The organism is Caulobacter sp. 1776 (genome assembly GCF_040545685.1).
Classification (GTDB): Bacteria; Pseudomonadota; Alphaproteobacteria; order Caulobacterales; family Caulobacteraceae; genus Caulobacter.
The window spans coordinates 503,399-524,493 of the sequence record NZ_JBEPMI010000001.1 but is presented as its reverse complement, the minus strand read 5'-3'; the positions used below and the strand labels follow the sequence as shown (position 1 = coordinate 524,493).

At 69.7% G+C, this 21,095-nt stretch carries 24 protein-coding genes; 10 read left to right on the top strand and 14 right to left on the bottom strand.

What is annotated here, in order from left to right:
* The first annotated feature begins 29 nt into the window (after positions 1-29).
* From ABIC66_RS02385 to sugE, 6 genes are all read left to right on the top strand, one after another.
* Complete coding sequence (locus ABIC66_RS02385; RefSeq protein WP_354067784.1) at positions 30-905, top strand: F0F1 ATP synthase subunit gamma; 876 nt, start codon at positions 30-32, stop codon at positions 903-905.
* A gap of 47 nt (positions 906-952) precedes the next feature.
* Entirely contained in the window at positions 953-2,578 is a 1,626-nt protein-coding gene (gene atpD / locus ABIC66_RS02380; RefSeq protein ID WP_354067783.1) for a F0F1 ATP synthase subunit beta, read from the top strand.
* Positions 2,578-2,829, top strand: coding sequence for a hypothetical protein (locus ABIC66_RS02375; RefSeq protein WP_354067782.1), 252 nt, complete (start codon positions 2,578-2,580; stop codon positions 2,827-2,829). The genes atpD and ABIC66_RS02375 overlap by 1 nt, the downstream gene beginning before the upstream one ends.
* Positions 2,829-3,089, top strand: a complete 261-nt coding sequence (locus ABIC66_RS02370) for an ATP synthase F1 subunit epsilon (RefSeq protein ID WP_354067781.1) — start codon at positions 2,829-2,831, stop codon at positions 3,087-3,089. The genes ABIC66_RS02375 and ABIC66_RS02370 overlap by 1 nt, the downstream gene beginning before the upstream one ends.
* Before the next feature lie 169 nt (positions 3,090-3,258).
* Positions 3,259-4,008: a hypothetical protein gene (locus ABIC66_RS02365; protein ID WP_354067780.1), complete on the top strand. Its 750-nt coding sequence runs from the start codon at positions 3,259-3,261 to the stop codon at positions 4,006-4,008.
* A 122-nt stretch (positions 4,009-4,130) separates the two neighbouring features.
* Positions 4,131-4,451, top strand: a complete 321-nt coding sequence (sugE, locus tag ABIC66_RS02360) for a quaternary ammonium compound efflux SMR transporter SugE (protein WP_354067779.1) — start codon at positions 4,131-4,133, stop codon at positions 4,449-4,451.
* A gap of 104 nt (positions 4,452-4,555) precedes the next feature.
* On the opposite strand, the gene ABIC66_RS02355 is transcribed toward sugE, so the two are convergent.
* The 5 genes from ABIC66_RS02355 to pdxR form a co-directional block, all read right to left on the bottom strand.
* Positions 4,556-5,305, bottom strand: coding sequence for an alpha/beta hydrolase (locus tag ABIC66_RS02355; protein WP_354067778.1), 750 nt, complete (start codon positions 5,303-5,305; stop codon positions 4,556-4,558).
* A gap of 54 nt (positions 5,306-5,359) precedes the next feature.
* Positions 5,360-6,841 carry an alpha/beta hydrolase gene (locus ABIC66_RS02350; protein WP_354067777.1) on the bottom strand — a complete coding sequence of 494 codons (1,482 nt, stop codon included), beginning with the start codon at positions 6,839-6,841 and terminating at the stop codon, positions 5,360-5,362.
* A gap of 29 nt (positions 6,842-6,870) precedes the next feature.
* The gene (locus ABIC66_RS02345) at positions 6,871-7,359 is read right to left on the bottom strand and encodes an RNA pyrophosphohydrolase (protein ID WP_354067776.1); all 489 of its coding nucleotides are present in this window, start codon (positions 7,357-7,359) and stop codon (positions 6,871-6,873) included.
* Between the two features lie 40 nt (positions 7,360-7,399).
* Entirely contained in the window at positions 7,400-8,584 is a 1,185-nt protein-coding gene (locus tag ABIC66_RS02340) for a divergent polysaccharide deacetylase family protein (RefSeq protein ID WP_354067775.1), read from the bottom strand.
* Between the two features lie 199 nt (positions 8,585-8,783).
* Positions 8,784-10,169, bottom strand: a complete 1,386-nt coding sequence (pdxR, locus tag ABIC66_RS02335; protein ID WP_354067774.1) for a MocR-like pyridoxine biosynthesis transcription factor PdxR — start codon at positions 10,167-10,169, stop codon at positions 8,784-8,786.
* A 132-nt stretch (positions 10,170-10,301) separates the two neighbouring features.
* Here pdxR and ABIC66_RS02330 point away from each other — a divergent pair, with 132 nt between their 5' ends.
* Genes ABIC66_RS02330 through ABIC66_RS02320 form a run of 3 tightly spaced genes read left to right on the top strand, consistent with a single transcriptional unit; the run spans position 10,302 to position 11,958 of the window.
* Entirely contained in the window at positions 10,302-10,874 is a 573-nt protein-coding gene (locus ABIC66_RS02330) for a DUF1579 domain-containing protein (RefSeq protein ID WP_354067773.1), read from the top strand.
* A gap of 2 nt (positions 10,875-10,876) precedes the next feature.
* Positions 10,877-11,458, top strand: a complete 582-nt coding sequence (locus ABIC66_RS02325; protein ID WP_354067772.1) for a DUF1579 domain-containing protein — start codon at positions 10,877-10,879, stop codon at positions 11,456-11,458.
* Complete coding sequence (locus tag ABIC66_RS02320; protein ID WP_354067771.1) at positions 11,455-11,958, top strand: GNAT family N-acetyltransferase; 504 nt, start codon at positions 11,455-11,457, stop codon at positions 11,956-11,958. Before ABIC66_RS02325 ends, ABIC66_RS02320 begins: the two co-directional genes overlap by 4 nt.
* Here the strand turns inward: ABIC66_RS02320 and ABIC66_RS02315 are convergent.
* The 8 genes from ABIC66_RS02315 to ABIC66_RS02280 all read right to left on the bottom strand — a co-directional run bounded on the left by ABIC66_RS02315 (position 11,896) and on the right by ABIC66_RS02280 (position 19,517).
* Positions 11,896-12,798, bottom strand: coding sequence for a TolB family protein (locus ABIC66_RS02315; RefSeq protein WP_354067770.1), 903 nt, complete (start codon positions 12,796-12,798; stop codon positions 11,896-11,898). The genes ABIC66_RS02320 and ABIC66_RS02315 overlap by 63 nt on opposite strands.
* Before the next feature lie 57 nt (positions 12,799-12,855).
* On the bottom strand, positions 12,856-14,247 hold the full coding sequence (locus tag ABIC66_RS02310) for a S41 family peptidase (RefSeq protein ID WP_354067769.1): 1,392 nt from the start codon (positions 14,245-14,247) through the stop codon (positions 12,856-12,858).
* 115 nt (positions 14,248-14,362) lie between these two features.
* Positions 14,363-15,418, bottom strand: a complete 1,056-nt coding sequence (locus tag ABIC66_RS02305) for a murein hydrolase activator EnvC family protein (RefSeq protein ID WP_354067768.1) — start codon at positions 15,416-15,418, stop codon at positions 14,363-14,365.
* Positions 15,419-15,433: 15 nt separating this feature from the next.
* Positions 15,434-15,898 carry a 23S rRNA (pseudouridine(1915)-N(3))-methyltransferase RlmH gene (gene rlmH / locus ABIC66_RS02300; RefSeq protein ID WP_354067767.1) on the bottom strand — a complete coding sequence of 155 codons (465 nt, stop codon included), beginning with the start codon at positions 15,896-15,898 and terminating at the stop codon, positions 15,434-15,436.
* Positions 15,899-16,036: 138 nt separating this feature from the next.
* Entirely contained in the window at positions 16,037-16,468 is a 432-nt protein-coding gene (gene rsfS / locus ABIC66_RS02295; RefSeq protein ID WP_354068354.1) for a ribosome silencing factor, read from the bottom strand.
* Between the two features lie 144 nt (positions 16,469-16,612).
* A complete protein-coding gene (locus ABIC66_RS02290) occupies positions 16,613-17,263 on the bottom strand; it encodes a nicotinate-nucleotide adenylyltransferase (RefSeq protein ID WP_354067766.1) in 651 nt (216 codons plus the stop codon).
* On the bottom strand, positions 17,229-18,503 hold the full coding sequence (locus tag ABIC66_RS02285) for a glutamate-5-semialdehyde dehydrogenase (RefSeq protein ID WP_354067765.1): 1,275 nt from the start codon (positions 18,501-18,503) through the stop codon (positions 17,229-17,231). Before ABIC66_RS02285 ends, ABIC66_RS02290 begins: the two co-directional genes overlap by 35 nt.
* 105 nt (positions 18,504-18,608) lie before the next feature.
* Positions 18,609-19,517, bottom strand: coding sequence for a class I SAM-dependent methyltransferase (locus ABIC66_RS02280; RefSeq protein WP_354067764.1), 909 nt, complete (start codon positions 19,515-19,517; stop codon positions 18,609-18,611).
* 140 nt (positions 19,518-19,657) lie between these two features.
* Between ABIC66_RS02280 and ABIC66_RS02275 the strand changes: the two genes are divergently transcribed.
* Positions 19,658-20,215 (top strand): TetR/AcrR family transcriptional regulator, encoded by a 558-nt coding sequence (locus tag ABIC66_RS02275; RefSeq protein ID WP_354067763.1) that lies wholly within the window; start codon positions 19,658-19,660, stop codon positions 20,213-20,215.
* A 30-nt stretch (positions 20,216-20,245) separates the two neighbouring features.
* Here ABIC66_RS02275 and ABIC66_RS02270 read toward each other — a convergent pair whose 3' ends face one another.
* The gene (locus tag ABIC66_RS02270) at positions 20,246-21,085 is read right to left on the bottom strand and encodes an aldo/keto reductase (protein WP_354067762.1); all 840 of its coding nucleotides are present in this window, start codon (positions 21,083-21,085) and stop codon (positions 20,246-20,248) included.
* Between the last annotated feature and the right edge of the window lie 10 nt (positions 21,086-21,095).

Sequence of the window (21,095 nt, the reverse complement as noted above, 5' to 3'; positions counted from 1 at the left end):
CTCGGAACGCTCGGAGAGAGTAGCGCCGAATGGCCAGCTTGAAGGAAATGCGCAATCGGATCTCGAGCGTCAAGGCGACGCAGAAGATCACGAAAGCGATGCAGATGGTGGCGGCGGCCAAGCTGCGCCGGAGTCAGGACGCGGCGGAATCCGCCCGCCCTTACGCCCGGCGCCTGGCCAGCGTCATCGCCAACCTCGCCGCCGGCGTGTCGGGTGACGGCGCGCCGAAGCTCCTAGCCGGGACCGGCAGGGACGATCGCCACCTGGTGGTCGTCGCCGCCGCCGACCGTGGCCTGGCGGGCGGCTTTACCTCGTCGATCGTCCGCGCCGCGCGGATCCACATCGACGGCCTGATCGCCCAGGGCAAGACGGTGCAGGTGATCTGCGTCGGCAAGAAGGTGACGGCGCAGCTCGCCCGTCCCTACGCCGGCAAGATCGTCGAGACCTTCGACCTGTCGGCCTACCGCCAGTTCACGCTGTCGGTGGCTCAGCCAATCGCCGACGCGGTCACGCGCCTATACGAAGCCGGCGAGACCGACGTCGTCACCCTGTTCTACAGCCGCTTCAAGTCGGTGGTGCAGCAGATCCCGACGGGCCTGCAGCTGATCCCGGCGACCGTTGAGGGCGTCGAAGCGCCGACCGGCCCGACGGCGGTCTACGAGTACGAGCCCTCGGAAGAGGCCATTCTCGAGACCCTGCTGCCGCGCAACCTGACGGTTCAGATCCTGTCGGCCCTGCTGGACAACATGGCCGGCTTCTACGCCAGCCAGATGACCGCCATGGACAACGCCACGCGCAACGCCGGCGACATGATCAAGCGCTACACCCTCGAGTACAATCGTTCCCGCCAGGCCCAGATCACCAAGGAGCTGATCGAGATCATCTCCGGCGCCGAAGCCGTCTGATCCAAGCCTAACGACACAAGCACGCAGAGACCGAAAGACCGCACGCCATGGCCAAGACCCCCGCTAAGGCCCCCGCCGCCGCTGAAAAGCCGGCGACCGCCGCCAAGAAGCCCGCCGCTCCGAAGGCCGCCGCCGCCCCCAAGGCCGCCGCGGTGAAGGCGCCGGCCGCCAAGAAGCCGGCCGCCCCGAAGGCCGCCGCCGCTTCGGCTCCGGTGAGCTCGTCCGTGAACCTGGACGGCGCGACCGGCCGCCTGGTGCAGATCATCGGCGCCGTCGTCGACATCGAGTTCGTCGGCGAGCTGCCGGCGATCCTGAACGCCGTCGAGACCGTCAACACCGCCACCGGCCAGCGCCTGGTGTTCGAAGTCGCCCAGCACCTGGGCCAGAACACCGTCCGCGCCATCGCCATGGACGCCACCGAGGGTCTGGTCCGCGGCCAGCCGGTGCGCGACACCGGCGAAGCCATCCGCGTGCCGGTCGGTCCGGGCACCCTGGGCCGCATCATGAACGTCATCGGCGAGCCGATCGACGAGCAGGGCCCGATCCAGTCGACCCTGTCGCGCCCGATTCACCGCGACGCCCCGACCTTCGCCGAGCAGACCAACACCGCTGAAGTGCTGGTCACGGGCATCAAGGTCATCGACCTGATGTGCCCCTACACCAAGGGCGGCAAGATCGGCCTGTTCGGCGGCGCCGGCGTCGGCAAGACCGTGACGATGCAGGAACTGATCAACAACATTGCCAAGGCCTACGGCGGCTATTCGGTTCTGGCCGGCGTGGGTGAGCGCACCCGCGAAGGCAACGACCTCTATCACGAGATGATCGAGTCGAACGTCAACGTCGACCCGAAGGCCAACAACGGCTCGACCGAAGGCTCGCGCTGCGCCCTGGTCTACGGCCAGATGAACGAACCCCCGGGCGCCCGCGCCCGCGTCGCCCTGACCGGCCTGTCGATCGCGGAATACTTCCGTGACGAAGAAGGCAAGGACGTGCTGCTGTTCGTCGACAACATCTTCCGCTTCACCCAAGCCGGCGCCGAAGTGTCGGCTCTGCTGGGCCGCATCCCCTCGGCCGTGGGCTATCAGCCCACCCTGGCCACCGAGATGGGCAACCTGCAGGAGCGCATCACCTCGACGAACAAGGGCTCGATCACCTCGGTCCAGGCCATCTACGTCCCGGCCGACGACCTGACCGACCCGGCCCCGGCCACCTCGTTCGCCCACTTGGACGCCACCACCGTTCTGTCGCGCGACATCGCCGCCCAGGCCATCTTCCCGGCCGTCGATCCGCTGGACTCGACCTCGCGGATCATGGACCCGCTGGTCATCGGCGAGGAGCACTACACGGTCGCCCGTCGCGTCCAGGAAGTGCTGCAGCAGTACAAGGCCCTGAAGGACATCATCGCCATCCTGGGCATGGACGAGCTGTCGGAAGAGGACAAGCTGGTCGTCTCGCGCGCCCGCAAGATCTCGCGCTTCCTGAGCCAACCGTTCCACGTCGCCGAGCAGTTCACCAACACGCCGGGCGCCTTCGTCCAGCTGAAGGACACCATCCGCTCGTTCAAGGGCATCGTGGACGGCGAGTACGACCACCTGCCGGAAGGCGCCTTCTACATGGTCGGCCCGATCGAGGAAGCCGTGGCCAAGGCCGAGAAGATGGCGGCTGAAGCCTGATGACCGAAGACGCCGATCTGGGTCACTTCTGCTGCGAGGAACTGGCGGAAGCGGTGTCCCCGGACACCAACGCCAGCCTCATCGAGCATGACAGCGGCCTGATCCTGCTGAATCTCGGCGAGCGGGAAGAAGAAGGCGAGACCGGCCTGGTGCTGGCCACGATCCGCTTCTGCCCGTTCTGCGGAACCGAGATCCAGACCGACGAGGATATCGAGGCCGCCCTCGGCGGCGTCGAGGAGACTTTCAACTGATGGCCAAGCTGCACTTTTCCCTCGTGGCCCCGGAACGGGAACTCTTCTCCGGCGACGTGGACCTGGTCCAAGCCCCGGGCACGGAAGGCGATTTCGGCGTCCTGGCCGGCCACGCCCCGTTCATGACCACCCTGCGCGAAGGCAAGGTGACCGTGAAGGACGGCGCGACGACCAAGGTGTTCGACATCCAGGGCGGCTTCGCCGATGTCGGTCCGGACGGCCTGACGATCCTGGCCGAGCACGCCGTCGAGGCGGTCTGATCGGGCCCTCCTGCATAGCTTCCAAAGCGCCCTCGATCCTCGGATCGGGGGCGTTTTCGCGTCAGACGCGACTGTTCGCCGCGCGGGCCGCAAGAAAATTACACTTGTGGCCCCATCTTGGTCTCAATCCGTAGCCATAAGGGTTGCGAGGGATCGTCTGTCGGTTTTAATGCCGACCTCTTGTCTTGTTGGGGATAACCAGCCTATGCGCCTAGCGCTCGTCAGCCTGATCGCCCTCGGCGCGGTCTCGACCACCGCCGTTGCTCAGGAGCAAACCACCGCTCCCGCCGCCATGCCCGCGCCGGCTCCGGCCGCCGCTCCGGCTCCGGCTCAAACCGCCCCGGCGGCTCCGGCGACCGCTCCGGCCGACCAAGCTGCTCCGCCCGTCGCCGCGCCCGCCGCCGGCGCGCCCGCCGAAACCTACACGGCTCCGGTCCGCGGTCCGCGCACCACCGACCCGCTGTCGGTGCGCCTGATGGACGTGCTGGACAAGGTCTGCAAGCCGTCGGTCGCCGGTGGCGACTTCGCCCAGCTGGTCAAGGACTACGGCTTCAAGAAGAAGAAGGAGCAGTGGGTCCTGGCGCTCGAGAAGCCCTACAACATCACCCTGGACAATCCGGGCTCGAACAAGAACGTCTGCACGATCACCATCGACTACGCGCAGACCCCCGAGCAGGCCCAGGAACTGGCCAACGCCCTGCACGACTACGCGACCTGGGAAAACAGCCCGCAGCTGCGCCTGATCCGCAACGATCAGACGATCGGCAGCGACTTCCGCCGCTTCACCGTCTCGTGGGACGACGCCTGGGCCGGCGGCCACGCCGGTCTGGTCTATATGCGCCTGAAGAAGCTCGACGAGACCTCGGTCGGCAAGAACTTCGAGCGCGCCCAGGTCCTCTACAGCACGACCAGCCGCTAATCCGGTTGCTCCGCTTTCTGAGCGGACCTATCTAAACGAAGGCGCGGGGACGACCCCGCGCCTTTTGTTTTGCCTGTGGCGCTTGTTGGGGACGACCCCGCCTTTTCACGAGAGGGCTCGTCGTGGCCTGGATCATCCTCCTCATCGCCGGCGTGTTCGAAGTGGGCTGGGCCGTGGGCCTGAAGTTCACGGACGGCTTCACCAGGCCGATCCCGATCGCGCTGACGGCGGTCAGCCTCGTGCTGTCGATGGGCCTGCTGGGTTGGGCCGTGAAGACCTTGCCGCTGGGTACGGCCTATGCGGTCTGGACCGGCGTGGGCGCGGTCGGCACGGCCATTGTCGGCATCGTTTTGTTCAAGGAGCCGGCGACGGCGGCGCGCCTCGTCTGCCTGGGCCTGATCGTGGCGGGGATCCTGGGGCTGAAGGTGTTTTCGCCGCAATAGAAGCTGTCATCCCGGCCAAGCGCGCCGAGCCGGGACCGCCGGAAACGCTGAGCCTGTTGCGGTCCCGGGTCTGCGCTGCGCTTCGCCCGGGATGACAATAGGGCCTAGGCCGCCGCCCGGCCTTCGCTCGCGATGAACGTCAGGCACCGTTCCGCCACCGCTTCCCAGCCAGGCTCGCCAGGCAGCCAGTGGCTCATCTCGGGGAACACCTCGACGCTCCCGCCCAGGCGCGCGGCCGTCTGGCGGACGGTGGCCGGCGGATGGATGACGTCCTTGCCGCCGGCGATCGCCAGCACCGGGCAACCGGGTGACGAGACGCTGGTGGTCATGAACGGGTCCAGCCACCAGTTCAGGGTCTCCCACAGCGCCCGGCCGCTTTCGGCCGTCATGCGGGCGAAGATCGCCTTGCGCTCGGGACGGGGCAGGCGGTCGACGCTGTAGCGGCGCACGACGCCGTAGTCCGGCGCGATGGCCTGCAGCCAGTAGGGACCGAGGGTGTAAAGGCTGACGGCCGAGACCGCCTCCTCCAGGCTCGCGCCCGAAACGCCCCAGGGCGCGGACGGGGCCAGCAGGATCAGCTTGGAAATCTTCGCGCGGCTGGCGGCCATTTGGGTGACCAGGCCGCCCATCGAATGGCCGATCAGGATCGGCGGCGTTTCGCAGGATTCGGCCAGCCGCGCGATCTGGCGGGCATAGTCGCCCATCGAAACGCCGGCGGCGCTGCTGCGGCCGTCGTGGCCGATCAGATCGGGCGTGAGGACGCGATGGCCGGCCGCCTCGAAGGGGCTACGGAACGCGTCGAAGGTCCAACCGCCGCAAAAGGCGCCGTGGACCATGATCACCGGTGCGCGCATGGACGCCTTGAGCAAACCCCGCCGGCGAAGCAGCCGGCGGGGATCAGCCTACACTTACTTCTTCGCCTTGGGCGAGGTTTTGGCGGGCGCCTTTGTCGCAGGCTTGGCCGCGGCCTTCGGGGCGGCGGCCTTGGCCGGAGCCTTGGCGGCGGGCGCCTTGGCGACGGCTTCGGCCTTCGGCTTGGCTGGCGCCTTCGCGACCGCCTTCGCGGCCGGCTTCGGAGCGGCTGCCTTCGGAGCGGCCGGCTTCGGAGCGGCCGGTTTCGGGGCGGCGGTCTTGGCCGGAGCCTTGGCGGCCGCCGGCTTCGCGGCCGGAGCGGCCTTGGCGGCCGGTTTCGCCGCAGCGACCTTCGGCGCGGGCGCGGGTTTCGCGGCCGGCTTGGCGGCGGCCTTCGGCGCTGCGGCCGGCGCGGCCTTGGCTTTCGCCGGGGCCTTCACCGGGGCCTTCGCCGGAGCGGCGGCCTTGGGCGTGGGCGCGGCTTTCTCGGCGGCCGGGGCCTTGGGTTTGGCGGCGGCCTTCGGGGCGGCGGCCGGCTTCGCGGCCGGAGCGGCCTTGGCTTTCGCGGGGGCCTTTGGCTTCGGCTCGGCCTTTGCGACCGGAGCAGGAGCAGGCGGCGTGGCGGGCGCGACCGGCGCCGCGGCGGGGGCGGGGGCGGGGGCCGGGGTCGGTTCCGCCGCCTTCACGGGTTCGGGCGCCGGCGCGGGGGCTTTCGCCGGCTCGGCGGCCTTGGGAGCCGGAGCGGGCTCGGCGGCCGGGGTCAGTTTCTTGCCCGTCAGCCAGGCGATCACGTCTTCGAGGATCTTCATCGTGTTGGGCTCGTCTATCAGATAGTGGGCGTTGGTGGGGTATTCCTTGTAGTCTGCGGTCGCGTACTTCTCGCCGACCAGACGCGTGTCCGAGGTCGGGGTGGTGCGATCCAAGGCGCCGGCCAGGACCAGCACCGGGACGGTCACCTTGGCGGCGTCGACATACGCGGTCTTGTTCGGATCCTTGTTCGGCCAGGCCAGGTCGGCCAAGACTTGACCGCTGTCATAGACCATCGTGGCGTAAAGGTCGTCATGGCGCGTGGCCGGTACCGCGTTCATGACGCCGTACTTGAAACCGGCCTTCCACATCTTGCCGGCCCGGGTCTCGGGTTTGCTCTGCAGGGCCAGGTTCAGGAAGGTGAAGACGGGCGAGAACTTCGGCTTGCCGCGCGCGTCGGCGGGCGAGGCGGGCGCGAACAGGACCAGGCCCGCCGCGTGGCCGGCTTCGGCGATCTTCTGCGCGATCAGCCCGCCCATCGAATGTCCGATGACCAGCGGCTTCTTGCCGGTCTCCTTGGCCAGGGTCTGGGCCAGGGCGCTCATCTCGGCGACATAGTCGGCCAGGGTCAGGCCCGCGAGGCCGGCCCTGGGCCCTTGCACCGTCCGCACCGCCGATCGGATGGTCGGGGCCTCGACGCGATAGCCTTCGGCCCTCAGCCGAGCGGCGACGGGACCCCAGACGTCCCCCGCGCAGCCGTAGCCGTGGATCAACAGAACCGTGTCCGCCATTCGGTCTCCCCAGCGCGACAGGACCAGGATCAGCTCCTGCGCGCGAACCCTTCGAACGCGGCGACCACCGCTTCGTAGACCCCGCGCTTGAAGGGTACGATCAGTTCGGGTGTTTCGTCGAGCCTGCCCCATTTCCAGGCGTCGAACTCGATGTGCTTGTCCGCTTCCAGATCGATCTCGGACTCGTCGCCGGTGAAGCGATAGGCGAACCAAACCTGCTTCTGGCCGAGCCAGCCGCGCGAGCGCTTCTCGTTGGCCAGAACCTCGGGCGGGAAGTCGTAGGTCACCCAACCCTCGGTGCGGCCCAGTAGTTCGACGGAGGTGACGCCGGTCTCCTCGGCCAGCTCGCGGCGCGCGGCGGTCTCGAGGTCTTCGCCCTCGTCGACGCCGCCTTGTGGGAATTGCCAGTTGTAGGGCGGGGGCTGCTTGTCGCGACGCCCCAGCCACACGCGGCCGTCCGGATGGAACAGGACGACGCCGACGTTCGGGCGATGCTTGGGATAGTCGAGCTCGGTCATGCCAAGCCCTTATCTCAGGAGACTTGGCCGTACGCTAGGTTTAGCGGTGCGCGAGCGCCGACGCCGGGGCCAGCTGCAGGCCGCGCGCCTGCAGGCCGGCGGTCCAGATACGGACCTGGTTGATCGTCACCGGATAGGCGAAGCCCGAGCCCAGCGACTGGCCGCGCCCGGCCGCGCCGTTCTCCAGGGCGCGCAGCTGGGCGTCGATGGCGGTGGCCGACAGTTCGTCGTCGATCACCCGGTCGGCCGAGGCGCGAGCGATCGGGCCGCCGCGTCGCGCGGCCAGGCCGTCGTCGACGAAGGCCAGGCCGCGCGCCTTGAGCACGGCGTTGAAGGTGTTCATCGCCTGGTCGTTCTCGACGAAGCGGGCGCCCAGATAGTTGGACAGGCCGAAATAGCCGGTGGCGCGCGACATCAGCCATTCCAGCTTGCGCACGGTGTCTTCCGGCCGGTTGGCGGCGATCAGCGTATAGGGGCCCGGGTCGTTGGCCGGATAGTCGGCCGGCTCCATCGGGGTCTCCAGCAGCACCTCGTGGCCGTGGGCGCGGGCCAGGTCGATCCAGCCCTGCAGGCCGTCGGCATAGGGCGCGAACGACAGGGTGATCTCGCCCGGCAGCGTCTCGATCGCCGCGCGGGTGGTCTGGGCGTTGAGGCCGAGGCCGCCGATGACCACCGACACCTTGGGGCGGCCGTTGGGCGTGAACGGGCGAGCATAGGCTTCCGCCGCCGTGCGGCCATCCGCGCCGATGATCGGCAAAGGGCCGCCGCCGGGACCGGGCGCGGTCAGGCCGGCGATCGGGGCCTGGGCCAGGCCTGGACCCTGCTGGATCGGCGCGGCGTTCTGGAGGCCTTCCATCGGCGAGGGTTCGCCCGCGATCTCGGTGGTCGGCGGGCCGAACGGATGGCTGGCCAATTCCAGCTGGCCGGGGACCAGGCTGGCCTCGCGCGCGCTCTCGGCGCCCAGCGCCTCGCGCCAGCCTTCGGGAATGTTCTTGGTGGCGCCGATCTTGGTCAGCGGCAGGCGAATCACCGGCGAGCCAGCGTGCGGGTCGCTGGTGATCAGGACCAGCGTCGCCAACGAGAGCAGAAACAGACAGGCCGCGCCGCTGGCGCCGATATAGGGATTGGCCACCGCCGCCATCAGCTTGGCGCGCAGCTCGCCCGACCCGCCCGAAGCGGGCGCGGCGGCGGCGTAGGCGGGCTTGCGTGAGAACGTGACGGCCATGACCCCGTGAGGCTAGCGGGGAAGCTTCGAACATATGGTTAACAAGGTGCTGCGACTGAACCGTGGCGGCGCGGCGCGACGTCGCGGCTGGAGCGTGGCAGCCGAAAGTGTGAGCGGTTTCGGCGGCCGCCACGCTCCAAGTGTTTAAGATAGAGCCTGTCTATCCGTTTCTGATGATTTCATCAGAAACGGACAGGCTCTAGCCCGCTTCGCGGATGGCCCGGACCAGGATCGTGACGGCCTCGTCGATCCGCGCCGCCTCGATCTGTCCGAAGCCCAGCACCAGGCCAGGCGGCGGCGCCCGATCGGCGGCGTAGATGTCCAGGCTGTCGACCGCGACGCCCAGCGCCGAGGCGCGCCGGACCACCGCCTGGGCGACCACCGGCGACCGCAGCAGGGCGGTGAGGTGCAGGCCGGCCGAGGCGGGGATCGGATCCAGCAGGCCCGCGGCGCGCTCGGCCAGGGCCTTGAGCAGCGCGGTCCGGCGCTCGGCGTAGATCCGCCGCATCTTGCGCACGTGGCGGGCCAGGTGCCCCTCGGCGATGAAGGCCGCCAAGGTGGCGTGTTCGATGGCCGGGCCGTGCCAGTCGCTGCGCTCGCGGGCGGCCAGCAAGGCCGGACGGGACCGGGCCGGGGCGACCACGAAGCCGATGCGCAGGGCGGGCAGCAGGCTCTGGGAGAAGGTGCCGACATAGACGACCCGGCCGTCCCGATCCTGGGCTCGCAGGGGCGATCGCGGCGGCGTCTCGAAGCGGAACTCGCCGCCGTAGTCGTCCTCGACGATCAGGGCGTCGTGGCGCGCGGCGTAGGCCAGCAGGGCCTCGCGACGGGCGGGCGAGAGCGCGGTCCCCAGCGGGTATTGCTGCGAGGGCGTGACGCAGATCAGCGCCGCGTCTTGCGGCAAGGCCTCGACGACCAGGCCGTCGCGGTCGACGGGTATGGCGACGACCTCCGCGCCGGCGGCGGCGAAAGCCTCGCGGGCGGCCGGATAGCCGGGATCCTCGACCACGACTTTCCGGCCGGGCGCGACCAGGGTGCGGGCGACCAGGTCGAAGGCCTGCTGAGCGCCGACGGTGACGACCACGTCCTCGGGCGCGCAGGCCAGGGCGCGAGCGAAGGACAGGTGGCCGGCGATCGCCTCGCGCAGCGCCGGATGGCCGGCGGGCTCGCGATAGTCGGCGCTGGCCCGGCTGAAGCGGCGCAGCGTCCGGCCGGTCAATCGCCCCCAAATGTCGAACGGGAAGCTGGCGGTGTCGGGCCGGCCGGGGCGCAGATTGAACACCACGTCCGTCCGCGCGCGGGCGCCGGGCTCCAGCGGCGACTTCGGCGCGGCCCCGGCCACGAAGGTCCCGGCGCCCGGCCGCGAGACGATATGGCCCTCGCTGAGCAGCAGGTCGTAGACCGCCATGGCCGTGTTGCGCGACAGGGAGAGCTGCTCGGCCAGGGCCCGGCTGGCGGGCAGCTGAACGCCGGCGGCCAGGCGGCCGTCCAGGATCGCCGCCTTCAGCTGGGCGTGCAGCCGCTGGCGGACGTCGCGCGATCCGGCCGGCGGCAGCTGCAGCGCGAGTTCGAGGACGACGCTCATCGTCGCCTTTGTGCGCGCGGGCGCGAGCCGGCTCAAGGGACGCCCGCAATGGCGCCCCGAGGTTCGTCGGGATTGGACCTCGCGCCGATCGCGTGTCGGCTCCAGAACCGTCGCGACAGGAGGAGGAACCTTATGAAACGATCGATCACGCTCGGACTGCTGGTCGCGGCTCTGCTGGCCGCCCCGGCCTGGGCCGACCAGGACAACGTCAAGCCCAAGGCGGCGAACCAGGACCTGTCGGGCCTGCACGCCTTCGACCTGCGGGTCGGGACGTGGAACGCCAAGCACCGCCGCCTGAAGGAGCGCCTGGTCGGCGACACCCGCTGGGAGGAATTCACCGGCCAGCAGGTCTGGTGGAAGACGCTGAACGGCCAGGGCAACGCCGACGACAACCTGCTGCGGCTGCCGGGCGGCGACTATTGGGGGCTCACCACGCGAGCCTATGATCCGGCGACGGGCGAGTGGGCGATCTGGTGGCTGGACGCCCGCAGGCCCGGGGTGATCGACACGCCGGTCAAGGGCAAGTTCGTCGACGGTGTCGGGACCTTCTACGCCGACGACACCCTGCGCGGAAAACCGATCAAGGTGCGGTTCACCTGGTCGAACATCACCGCGACCTCGGCCCATTGGGAGCAGGCCTTCTCGCCCGACGGCGGCAAGACCTGGGAGGTCAACTGGTACACCGACTTCGAGAAGGTCGGCTGAATATGGCCTTGGACGTTTGCCGCCGCGACCTTCTGGGCCTGGTCGTGGCGACCCCGGCCCTAGCGGCCGCCCGCGAGGCCTTCGCCGCCGAGGCGCCACCGTCGGGCGCGCGCGGCTCGATCCACGACTTCGACTTCTTCCTGGGCTCGTGGACCGTCCGCCACCGCCGCCTGCGCAAACGGCTGGCGGGGAACGACGACTGGGAAGAATTCGACGGCGCGACCAAGTGCCAGAGCCTGCTGGGCGGGGTCGTGAACCTCAACGAGAGTTTCGCGCGCCGTGAAACCGGTCCCACCGCCGGCATGGGTCTGCGCGCTTACGACGCCAAGACCGATACCTGGGCCGACTGGTATCTCAGCGCCGCCAGCCCGCACGCCCTCGACAAGCCGGGGATCGGCCGGTTCGCGAACGGGGTAGGGACCTTCCTGTCCGACGACACCTTCGAGGGGCGGCCGATCAAGGTGCGCGGCCAGTTCCGCGCGCTGTCGCCGACGCAGGCCCAGTGGGACCAGGCCTTCTCGCCGGACGGTGGGGCGACCTGGGAGATCAACTGGATCATGCGCTACAGCAAGGCACCCGGATGATCGTGCATCGCGCCCTGCCCGCCGATCTCGACCAGCTGGTCCCGCTGTTCGACCGCTACCGTCAGTTCTATGGCAAGCCGTCCGATCCAGGCCGCGCCCGCCGGTTCCTGGGCGAACGGCTGCGACGCGAGGAGTCGGTGGTGTTCCTGGCGGTCGAGGGCGAGGCGACGATCGGGTTCGTCCAGCTCTATCCGGGCTTCTCGTCGATCGGGACCTCACGCACCTTCGTCCTCAACGACCTCTATGTGGAGGCCGACCATCGCCGGACCGGCGCGGGGCAGGCGCTAGTCGAGGCGGCGACGGCCTATGCCCGCCGGGTCGGCGCGGCCGGCCTGTCGCTGGTCACCGGGGTCGACAACACAACGGCCCAGGCGCTGTACGAGGGCCTGGGCTGGACGCGCGAGACGGCCTTCGTCGAATACGGCCTGGCCCTGGCCTCAGGGGACGGGTACCTCGAAGATGTCCATCCGTCCGGGGCCGAGGGCCGGGCAGTAGGCTGAGTAGAAGAACACGCCGGGCCGGCGCGGATCGACCGCCGGCCCGTTGTTGATCTCGGCCGAGCAGTTGACCGGCGCGGCCAGCGGCGCGCGGCCCGCGAACGTTCCATCCGCGCCGCGCGTGGCGACGTGCAGCAACACGCCGCGCTCGGCCTTCAGGTCGCCGGAGCTGAAGACCAGCCGCTTGCCGTCGGCCAGCAGGGCGCCGTCGAAGTCGTCCTGCGGGCCATTGACGCCGGGGCCGAGATTGCGGACCGGGGCCTCGCCCGAAAGCTCGCCCTCGAACAGGTCCTGGCCGCCGGCGCCGCCATGGCCGCTGGACGAGAAGATCAGCTTGCCGTCGTTGGTGGGGCTGGGCGCCCACTCGTCGCCGGGGGTGTTGAAGCGCGGGCCCAGATTGCGCGGCGTTCCGAAGGCCAGGGTCTTGGGATCGCGTTGCACCGCCCACAGGTCGTCGCCGCCCAGGCCGCCCGGCCGGTTGGAGAAGAAATAGACGGTGCGTCCGTCCGGCGAGAACGCGGGGTCGAACTCGTTGGCGGGGCTGTCGAACGCCACCGCCGCGGGCTTGGACCAGCCGTCGCCCTCGCGGCACGTCTGCAGGATCTTCCAGTCGTCCTTGGTGGTGATCGAGCCCCACAGGATGCAGCGGCCGTCGGGACTGAAGGCGGGGCGGACCTCGGTGGCCGGGGTGTCGACGACGCCCGGCAGGAACGGCTTGGGCGCGGGCGCGGCGGCGACGGCCAGGGCGGCGAGCACGAACAGCGGCATGGAGGTCCTCGTGGCGACGGTCGCGGACCATAGCGTTGGATCGACCGAACGCTCCAGGGCGAGAATCGCGGCCACGAAAAACGCCGCCCCGGTTTCCCGGAGCGGCGCTGATCTTCAGCGGAGCGCGAGGCCCTACTTGTTCTGGGTGACCGGGCTCTTGCTGGCCGCCGCGGCCGCCTTGGCGGTCACCTCGGCGATCTTGGCCGCGGGCTTGGGCAGCTTCGGCGTGGCGGCGACCGAACCAGCCTTCAGAACGGCGATGGCGCGCTGCAGCTGGAAGTCGTCCTTCTTGTCGTCGAAGCCGGTCGGCGGCGCCTCGGCCGGGGTGTGGACGCCCACGCGGCTCTTGCCCTCGTCGGCGTTCAGCGCGTTCTTGAAGCTGGCCTCGCTGAACCAGACGCGGTTGGCGATGTCCTGGGCCTGGTCGCGGGTCTGGGCGACCTCGAGGTCCGGGGCGATGCCGGTCTTCTGGATCGAGCGGCCCGACGGCGTGAAGTATTTCGCCGTGGTCAGCTTCAGCGCGCCGTCGGCCCCGCCGCGCAGCGGGATCACGGTCTGCACCGAGCCCTTGCCGAAGCTGGTCAGGCCGACCAGTTCGGCGCGGTGACGGTCCTGCAGGGCGCCGGCGACGATTTCCGCCGCCGAGGCCGAGCCCTGGTTGATCAGCACGACCATCTTCATGCCGTTCAGCATGTCGCCGGGCCGGGCGTTGTAGCGTTGGATGTTGCGCGGATCGCGGCCGCGCTGGCTGACCACCTCGCCGCCGTCCAGGAACACGTCGGCGACGCCGACCGCCTGGTCCAGCAGACCGCCGGGATTGTTGCGCAGGTCGAGGATCAGGCCCTTCATCTGCGGGTTCTTGCCCTTCAGCTCGTTGATCGAGCTGACCAGCGCGTCGGTGGCCTTCTCGTTGAAGCCGGGCAGGCGGACATAGCCGTAGTCGCCTTCCATGCGGGCGATGGCGGCCTTGGGCTTGATCACCTCGCGCACCAGCTTCACGTCGAACGGATCGGTCTTGTCGCGGGCGATGGTCAAGGTCACGGCCTCGCCGGCCGTGCCGCGCATCTGCTTGACCGCCTCGGTGACAGTCAGGCCCAGCACGCTCTGGCCGTTGACGGCGGTGATGTAGTCGCCGGCCTGGATGCCCGCGCGCGAGGCCGGGGTGCCGTCCATCGGCGAGATGACCTTAACGACGCCATCCTCGCTGGTGACCTCGATGCCGAGGCCGCCATATTCACCGCGGGTGGTGTCCTGCATGTCCTCGTAGGCGTCAGGCGCCAGGTAGCCCGAGTGCGGGTCGAGGCTGGTCAGCATGCCGTCCAGCGCCGCCTCGATCAGCTTCTTGTCGTCGACCTCGGTGACGTACTGGTCCTCGACCGTGCCCAGCACGTCGCCGAAGAGCTCCAGCATCTTGTAGGTCTTGGTCTTGGGGGCGTTGTTCGCCTGGGCGATGGGACTGACATAGGCCATGGCCCCCGCGCCGAGGACGAAGGCCGAAACTCCGATGAGCAGATACTTGCGCATTAAGGCCCAGAAGGCTCCCTGGCGGCGCGTGGCGCCGCTTTCGATTGTTTAGCCCCGTCCAACCACTAGTGGCGGCCGTTGGTTTAATTACGGCCACCATTACCGAAAAAGTCGTCTACCGCGACTCCTGTTTGAGCCAGCGTTCCGGGTCCGCCGGCGCGCCGTTCTCACGGACCTCTAGATAGAGTTCCGGATCGGAAGATACATGATCCGGCATCTTTCCGATGGGGGCGCCGGCCGCGACAGATTGTCCGGGCGACGCCGTTATCTGGTCCAGGCCCGCCAGGACCACGTGATAGGCGCCTTGTGACCGCAGGATGAGCACCGCGCCCCAGCCGTTCAGGGTTCCGGCGTATTCGACGGTGCCGGCCGCGGGGGCGGTGACGGTCAGCCCTTTGTCAGTGCGCAGGGTCAAGCCCGGCGACTTGCCGCCGGCCGGCATCTCCTGGCCAAAACGGCGGACGATGGCGCCGGCGGCGGGCGAACGCAGGGTGAGAGGGCCTGTCGGCTCGACCCGGCCCAGGCCGTCGGTCAAGGCGCCTAGGGTGCGCAGTTCGTTGTCCTGGGTCAGGGCTTCCTGGGCGTAGGCGCGCTCGAGCTGGGTCTTTTCGATGATCAGCCGCTCGATCTCGCCCTTGCGGTCGGCGACCACGCTCTCGGCGGTGAACAGCTCGGCCGAGGCGGCGGCGGCCTCGCGGCGCAAGGTCCCGACCGCGGTGGCCTGGCGGGCATAGGCGTCCGCGCGACGCTGCAGCTCCGGGGTCATGGCCCGGATCAGGATCGCCGCCCGCACCGCGTCGCGGGCGTTGGCGGGCGAGACCAGCAAGGCCGGCGGCGGATCGCGGCGGAACAGTTGTAGGGCCGACAGCAGCAGCGACAGCCGCTGCCGGTTGCGGCCGAGGTCAGCCAGGATCGAACGCTCGCGGGCGTTCAAGGCCTCCAGCCGCGCCCGCTTGGCGTCGACATCGGTCCCGGCCGCGATGCGGGCATGGTCCAGCCGGTCCAGCTCGGTCCGCAGGTCCTGGATTTCGCGGCGGGTGTCGGCGGCGGTCTGGCGGTCCTTGGCCCGTTGCGCCTCGATCGCCCGGTCGGCGCGCTGCCAGCCGACCACGGCCGTGGGGACGGCGAGGGCGAGGGCGATCAGGCCGATGGCGAGGCGGCGGCGAAGCATCGAGCCCTTACTGCCCTAATCGCGGTGGTAGGGCGAGCCCGAGAGGATGGTGGCGGCGCGATAGATCTGCTCGGCCAGCATCGCCCGGGCCAGGGCGTGCGGCCAGGTCTGCGGCCCGAACGCCATGGTCTCGTTGGCGGTCGACAGGATCGTGGGATCCAGGCCGTCGGCGCCGCCGATCAGAAACACCAGGCGCCGCGTCCCATCGTCGCGCAGGCGTCCCAGATGGTCGGCGAAGGCGCGGCTGGGGCGGACCTTGCCATGCTCGTCGCAAGCGACGACGTGGGCGCCCTCCAAGTGCGGACGCAGCACCTCGGCCTCGGCGGCCTTGCCGGGCTTGCGCGCTTCGACTTCGAGGATCTCGACCGGCCCCAAGGCCAGGGCGCGACCGGACGCGGTGGCGCGCTGGGCGTAGTCGAGCGCCAGTTGCGCCTCGACCATGCGGCCAAGCTTTCCGACGGTGAGGATGGTGATCTTCATGGACGGAGCCCCAATCCGCTCATCCCCGCGAAAGCGGGGACCCAAGCGGCGTTGGCGGGTTGATCACCGTCCGCGCTATTTCCCGGGAGGGCAGCTTGGGTCCCCGCTTTCGCGGGGATAAGCGGTTTATTCGGAGGATCAGTTCGCCGCGGTGCGGTGCGGGGCGTCGACCGCCCAGATCTTCTCGATGTTGTAGAAGCTGCGCACTTCGGGACGGAACAGGTGGATGACGACGTCGCCGGCGTCGATCAGCACCCAGTCGCAGTGCGGCAGGCCTTCGACCCGCGCCTTGCCGTAGCCGTTTTCCTTCAGCGCCCGCAGCAGGTGGTCGGCCAGAGCGCCGACGTGACGGTGCGAACGGCCGGACGCCACGATCAGGCTGTCGGCGACCGAGCTCTTGTCCGTCAGGTCGATGTGGACGATGTCCTGGGCTTTGTCGTCGTCCAGGCGTTCCAGGATCAGGCGCTCCAGCGCCTTGATGTCCAGGGGCAAACTCAGGCCCGGGGATTCAGTCGAGGACTCGGCGCCGGCCGGGCCTTCGTGCGCACTAAGCGCGGGGTCGCTACGCAGCGTATTGCTCCTTATGGGGTCGCTGTGGACAACCTCCATAGCATGGAATTGGCCGAAAGGTGAGGGGTCGCGCCAGAAAGGGGGCGCGCGCGACGATTCGATCGGCGGCTTGAGGCGTTCGGGCAACGCTGAAAAGCTTGGCTTTTAGCCTTTCTGCCGCGCCCGCATCGCCGTGGAAGAGGCGAAATTCAGCGGCCCCGTGAGGTAGACCCAGGCCGGCGCCGTGGCGTCCGGCAGCCTGGCGGCGGCGCTGGCGGGCCAGCGGGCGAAGGCGAAACGGCGGGCGGCCGGCGAGGTGCGCGCCTTCAGCGCCGCCCACGGCCGCGAGATCACCGCCACCGGCACTTCGCGCATGATCTGGGTCCAGCCGCGCCAGCGGTGGAAGCTCGCCAGGCTGTCGGCGCCCATCACCCAGACGAACTTCACGCCAGGAAAGCGGGCCCGCAGCACCCGCAGGGTGTCGATCGTATATTGCGAGCCGAGGCGGGTCTCGGCGTCCGAGACGATCATGCCCGAGCCGCGCGCCCAGCGCCGGGCTTCCGCCAGCCGTTCGGCCAGGGGGCGGGTCTCGTGCGACGACTTCAACGGATTCTGCGGCGACACCAGCCAAATGACGCGGTCCAGCTCCAGGCGGCGCATGGCGGTCTCGGCCACGTGGGCGTGCCCCTCGTGGGCGGGATTGAAGCTGCCGCCAAACAGGCCGACGCGCATCCCGGGCTCCAGGTGGAACCCGAGGCGCTGGGCGTTGGGCCGGCCGGCCTCAGGGACGAGTCTGGCCGGTCCCGCGAACCACATACTTGAACGTCGTCAGTTGTTCGGCCCCCACCGGGCCGCGGGCATGAAGCTTGTCGGTGGCGATGCCGATCTCGGCCCCGAAGCCGAACTCGCCGCCATCGGCGAACTGGGTCGAGGCGTTGACCAGCACGATGGCGCTGTCGACCTCGTTGACAAAGGCGTCGGCGGCGGCCGCGTCCTCGGTCACGATCGCGTCGGTATGGCCCGAGCCGTAAGCGGCGATGTGCTTGGCCGCGCCGGCCACGCCGTCGACCACGGCCACGGCCAGGATCGGGGCCAGATATTCGGTGGTCCAGTCCTCGACGGAGGCCTTCTTCATGGTCGGCTCGATCGCGCGGGCGGCGGCGTCGCCGCGCAGCTCGCAGCCGGCCTTGATCAGGGCGTCGGCGATCGGTGGCAGCAGGCGCTCGGCGGCGGCCTTGTCGACCAGCAGGGTCTCGGCCGCGCCGCAGACCGACACCCGGCGCAGCTTGGCGTTGACGACGATGTCGACGGCCTTCTTCGGATCGGCGGCGGCATGGACGAAGACGTGATTGAGGCCCTCGAGGTGGCCCAGCACCGGGGCGCGGGCTTCGGCCTGGACGCGGGCGACCAGGCTCTTGCCGCCGCGCGGGATGATCAGGTCGATGGCCTTGTCGAGGCCCGAGAGGATCGCGCCGACGGCGGCGCGGTCGGGCGTCTTCACCGCCTGGACGGCGGCGGCGGGCAGTCCGGCGGCCTTCAGGCCCCGCTCGATCGCCGCGTGGATGGCGAGGTTGGAATGGATGCACTCCGACCCGCCGCGCAGGATCACCGCATTGCCCGAGCGCACGCACAGGGCCGCGGCGTCGGCGGTCACGTTGGGGCGGCTCTCATAGATCATGGCGATCACGCCGATCGGCGTGCGGACGCGCGAAATGTCCAGGCCGTTGGGCCGGGTCCAGCGCGAGGTCGCCACGCCGATCGGATCGGCGATCGCGGCCACGGCCTCGACCCCGGCCGCGACGCCTTCCAGGCGCGCCGCGTCCAGCAACAGGCGTTCCTGCATCGGGGCGGTCAGGCCGTTGGCGCTGGCGCGCGCGATGTCCTTGGCGTTGGCGGCCAGAATGGCGGCGGCGTCCTCGCGGATCGCGGCGGCCATGGCCTGGATGGCGGCGGTGCGCTGCTCTGGCGTGGCCAGGCGAAGCGCGCGCGCGCCCTCGCGGGCCGTCCGGCCCATCCCCGCCATCATCGCCTGCAAGCTGGCGCCCGCGTCGTCCATCGTCCTGGTCTCTGGAAGGTTTTGCTCAGGTTGAGGCTTACCTAGGCGCTTTCAGGCAAGGATGAAACGGCTTTCGTCTGAAAGCGGAGGGAGTTTTGGTGGGGACTAACGGTCGCCATGCCGATGACGCGCGCCGACCCAGCCGGCGAAGACGCCCGAGCCGAAGCGGTGGACGACGCCCAGCACCCCGATCTTCAGAATAACGATGGCGGCGACCAGACCGGTCAAGCCATAGGCGAGGCCGCGCGGCAGGTGCTGGATCCAGCGCTGCAGGCTCACGGCCAGGCCGACATGCAATGTGATCAGCACGGCCAGGGCCGCCAGCGCGCCGATCGCGGCTAGCATGTGGAGCGGGCCGGATTTCGCCGAGCGGTGGTGGGCGACGACCGCGACTGGGAGTTTGGCGGGGTCGGGACAGGCGATCGCCACGTCCAAACCCATCGCCCCCAAGGGGCGGCGCCTGACCGCCAGGCCGGCGACGGACAGCTCGGCCGCGACCTTGTCCATGTCGACGAAGCCGTGGTGATGGACATGACCCGCGCGGCCAAAGTCGACTAGCACCGCGCGACCGCCGGGCTTGAGCACGCGACGGATTTCGGCGCCCATCGCCTGGCGGGCCTCGACCGGGATATGATGCAGCATGAAGGTCGAGAGCACGAGGTCGACCGAGGCGTCCGGTTGCGGAAGGGCCTGGGCCGCGCCCGGCTCGAACACGACATCGACGCCGGCGGCGCGGGCCTTGGCGTGGGCGCGCGCCAGCATCTCGGGCGAGGGATCGACGCCGCGCACCGATCCCGTGCGGCCGACCGCCCGCTTGGCCAGGATGGCGCTGGTCCCGGTGCCGCAGCCGATGTCCAGCACATGCTCGCCGGGACGCGGATCGGCCAAGGCCAGGATGCGGCGGCGCAGCCGCGTCTCGCCGCCCAGGGTCAGCAGCCAGACCAGGAAGTCATAGCGCGCCGCCCTATGGATGGTCAGGCCAAGCGCCGGATGGGCGTGTGTCGGGCCAGTCATTGCGTCCGCTCCAGAAACTGAACACTGTGTCCGGAAACTGACGTGCGGGGCGGAGCCGGACAACCGACAGCCGGGCGCATCTGTCCCGTTCGGGACAGGTGTCCGGCCGGTGTCCGGAAAAAGCCTAAAAGGGGCTTGCGATGGATCGACGTGTGGCGCGGACGCGCGCGACCCTGCAGCGCGCCCTGATCGCTCTGATGCTGCGCAAGGGCTATGACGCGGTCACGGTCGAGGAGATTTGCACCGAGGCCGACATCGGCCGCTCGACCTTCTACGCCCACTTCACCAGCAAGGAGGATCTGAAGCGCAGCGGGCTGGAGGATCAGCTGCGGGGAATGGTCCAGGGCCATCCCGCGGCTTCCGGTTCGGAGCGCGACTTCGGCTTCGTCCTGCCGTTCCTGGAGCACGCGCGCGACCACGTGGATCTCTACCGGGCCCTGGTCGGCAAGGGCGGGGCGAACACGACATTGGCCATGCTGACCCGGATCGTGTCGGACATGGTGCGGGAGGAGTTGGCGAAGTCGCCGCCGATCGCCAAGGGACCGGCGCGGGACATGGCCACCGCCTTCATCGCTGGCGGCTTCGTCTCGCTGGTGACCCGTTGGCTGGACGACGGCGCCCGTCTCCCGCCCGAGCGGCTGGACGTCGTCTTCCGAGGGCTGGTCGTCGACGGCCTGGCCCATCTGGCCGAGGCGTGAGTTCCAACAGCGTGTCCTTGCTCGCGTGGGCTAGTCCGCGTCCCACCGATACGCCTTGTCCAGCCAATCCCCCAGCCGCCCGTCCGGACGCGCCAGGCCATGGATGCGGGTCATCTCGTCGTCCGACAGGTGGAAGTCGAGGATGTCGAAGTTCTCCGCGATCCGCGCGGGATTGCTGGTGCGGGGGATGGCGATGACGCCCTGCTGGATGATCCAGCGCAGGGTGACCTGGCCCGGCGTCTTGCCGTGGGCGCGGCCGATCTCGATCAGGGTCGGGTCCTGGGCGACCTTACCCTGGGCCAGGGGCGACCAGGCGGTGATCGAGGTTCCCAGCGCGTCGGCCTTGGCCTTCAGGGTCTTCAGCGACAGGTAGGGATGGTACTCGACCTGGTCGGTGGCGATCGGGGCCTCCGACAGTTTCGAGGCCTCCTCCAGCAGGGTCGAGGGGAAGTTCGACAGGCCGATGGCGCGGGTCAGGCCGCGCGACCGGACCTCGTTCAGCGCCTTCAGGGTCTCGGCCAGCGGCACGTCGGGCTTGGGCCAGTGCAGCAGCAGCAGGTCGACATGGTCGACGCCCAGCTTTTCCAGGCTCTTCTCGGCCGAGCGCTGCAGGTCGCCGTCGGCGAAATGGTCGATCCAGACCTTGGTGGTCAGGAAGATCTCGTCGCGCTTGATCCCGCTGTTCCTGATCGCCGCCCCGACGTCGCGCTCGTTGCGATAGATCTGGGCGGTGTCGATGTGGCGATAGCCGACCTCCAAGGCTCTTTCGACCAGAGGCGTGGCGGTTCCGTTGTCCAGCTGCCAGGTGCCGAAGCCCAGGGCGGGCATCAGGACGTCGCCCGAGCGAACGGCGGGAACGAGCTTGGACATGAGCAACTCC

Excerpts from the sequence above, each read along its gene's own strand:
- ABIC66_RS02305 (WP_354067768.1), bottom strand. The coding sequence starts at position 15,418 with ATGCTTCGCCGCCGCCTCGCCATCGGCCTGATCGCCCTCGCCCTCGCC.
- ABIC66_RS02325 (WP_354067772.1), top strand. The coding sequence starts at position 10,877 with ATGGCCTTGGACGTTTGCCGCCGCGACCTTCTGGGCCTGGTCGTGGCG.
- ABIC66_RS02310 (WP_354067769.1), bottom strand. The coding sequence starts at position 14,247 with ATGCGCAAGTATCTGCTCATCGGAGTTTCGGCCTTCGTCCTCGGCGCG.
- ABIC66_RS02340 (WP_354067775.1), bottom strand. The coding sequence starts at position 8,584 with ATGGCCGTCACGTTCTCACGCAAGCCCGCCTACGCCGCCGCCGCGCCC.
- atpD (WP_354067783.1), top strand. The coding sequence starts at position 953 with ATGGCCAAGACCCCCGCTAAGGCCCCCGCCGCCGCTGAAAAGCCGGCG.
- ABIC66_RS02385 (WP_354067784.1), top strand. The coding sequence starts at position 30 with ATGGCCAGCTTGAAGGAAATGCGCAATCGGATCTCGAGCGTCAAGGCG.
- ABIC66_RS02275 (WP_354067763.1), top strand. The coding sequence starts at position 19,658 with ATGGATCGACGTGTGGCGCGGACGCGCGCGACCCTGCAGCGCGCCCTG.
- ABIC66_RS02350 (WP_354067777.1), bottom strand. The coding sequence starts at position 6,841 with ATGGCGGACACGGTTCTGTTGATCCACGGCTACGGCTGCGCGGGGGAC.
- rlmH (WP_354067767.1), bottom strand. The coding sequence starts at position 15,898 with ATGAAGATCACCATCCTCACCGTCGGAAAGCTTGGCCGCATGGTCGAG.
- ABIC66_RS02270 (WP_354067762.1), bottom strand. The coding sequence starts at position 21,085 with ATGTCCAAGCTCGTTCCCGCCGTTCGCTCGGGCGACGTCCTGATGCCC.
- ABIC66_RS02290 (WP_354067766.1), bottom strand. The coding sequence starts at position 17,263 with ATGTGGTTCGCGGGACCGGCCAGACTCGTCCCTGAGGCCGGCCGGCCC.
- ABIC66_RS02285 (WP_354067765.1), bottom strand. The coding sequence starts at position 18,503 with ATGGACGACGCGGGCGCCAGCTTGCAGGCGATGATGGCGGGGATGGGC.
- ABIC66_RS02370 (WP_354067781.1), top strand. The coding sequence starts at position 2,829 with ATGGCCAAGCTGCACTTTTCCCTCGTGGCCCCGGAACGGGAACTCTTC.
- ABIC66_RS02355 (WP_354067778.1), bottom strand. The coding sequence starts at position 5,305 with ATGCGCGCACCGGTGATCATGGTCCACGGCGCCTTTTGCGGCGGTTGG.
- pdxR (WP_354067774.1), bottom strand. The coding sequence starts at position 10,169 with ATGAGCGTCGTCCTCGAACTCGCGCTGCAGCTGCCGCCGGCCGGATCG.
- ABIC66_RS02320 (WP_354067771.1), top strand. The coding sequence starts at position 11,455 with ATGATCGTGCATCGCGCCCTGCCCGCCGATCTCGACCAGCTGGTCCCG.
- ABIC66_RS02365 (WP_354067780.1), top strand. The coding sequence starts at position 3,259 with ATGCCGACCTCTTGTCTTGTTGGGGATAACCAGCCTATGCGCCTAGCG.
- ABIC66_RS02375 (WP_354067782.1), top strand. The coding sequence starts at position 2,578 with ATGACCGAAGACGCCGATCTGGGTCACTTCTGCTGCGAGGAACTGGCG.
- ABIC66_RS02280 (WP_354067764.1), bottom strand. The coding sequence starts at position 19,517 with ATGACTGGCCCGACACACGCCCATCCGGCGCTTGGCCTGACCATCCAT.
- ABIC66_RS02330 (WP_354067773.1), top strand. The coding sequence starts at position 10,302 with ATGAAACGATCGATCACGCTCGGACTGCTGGTCGCGGCTCTGCTGGCC.
- ABIC66_RS02345 (WP_354067776.1), bottom strand. The coding sequence starts at position 7,359 with ATGACCGAGCTCGACTATCCCAAGCATCGCCCGAACGTCGGCGTCGTC.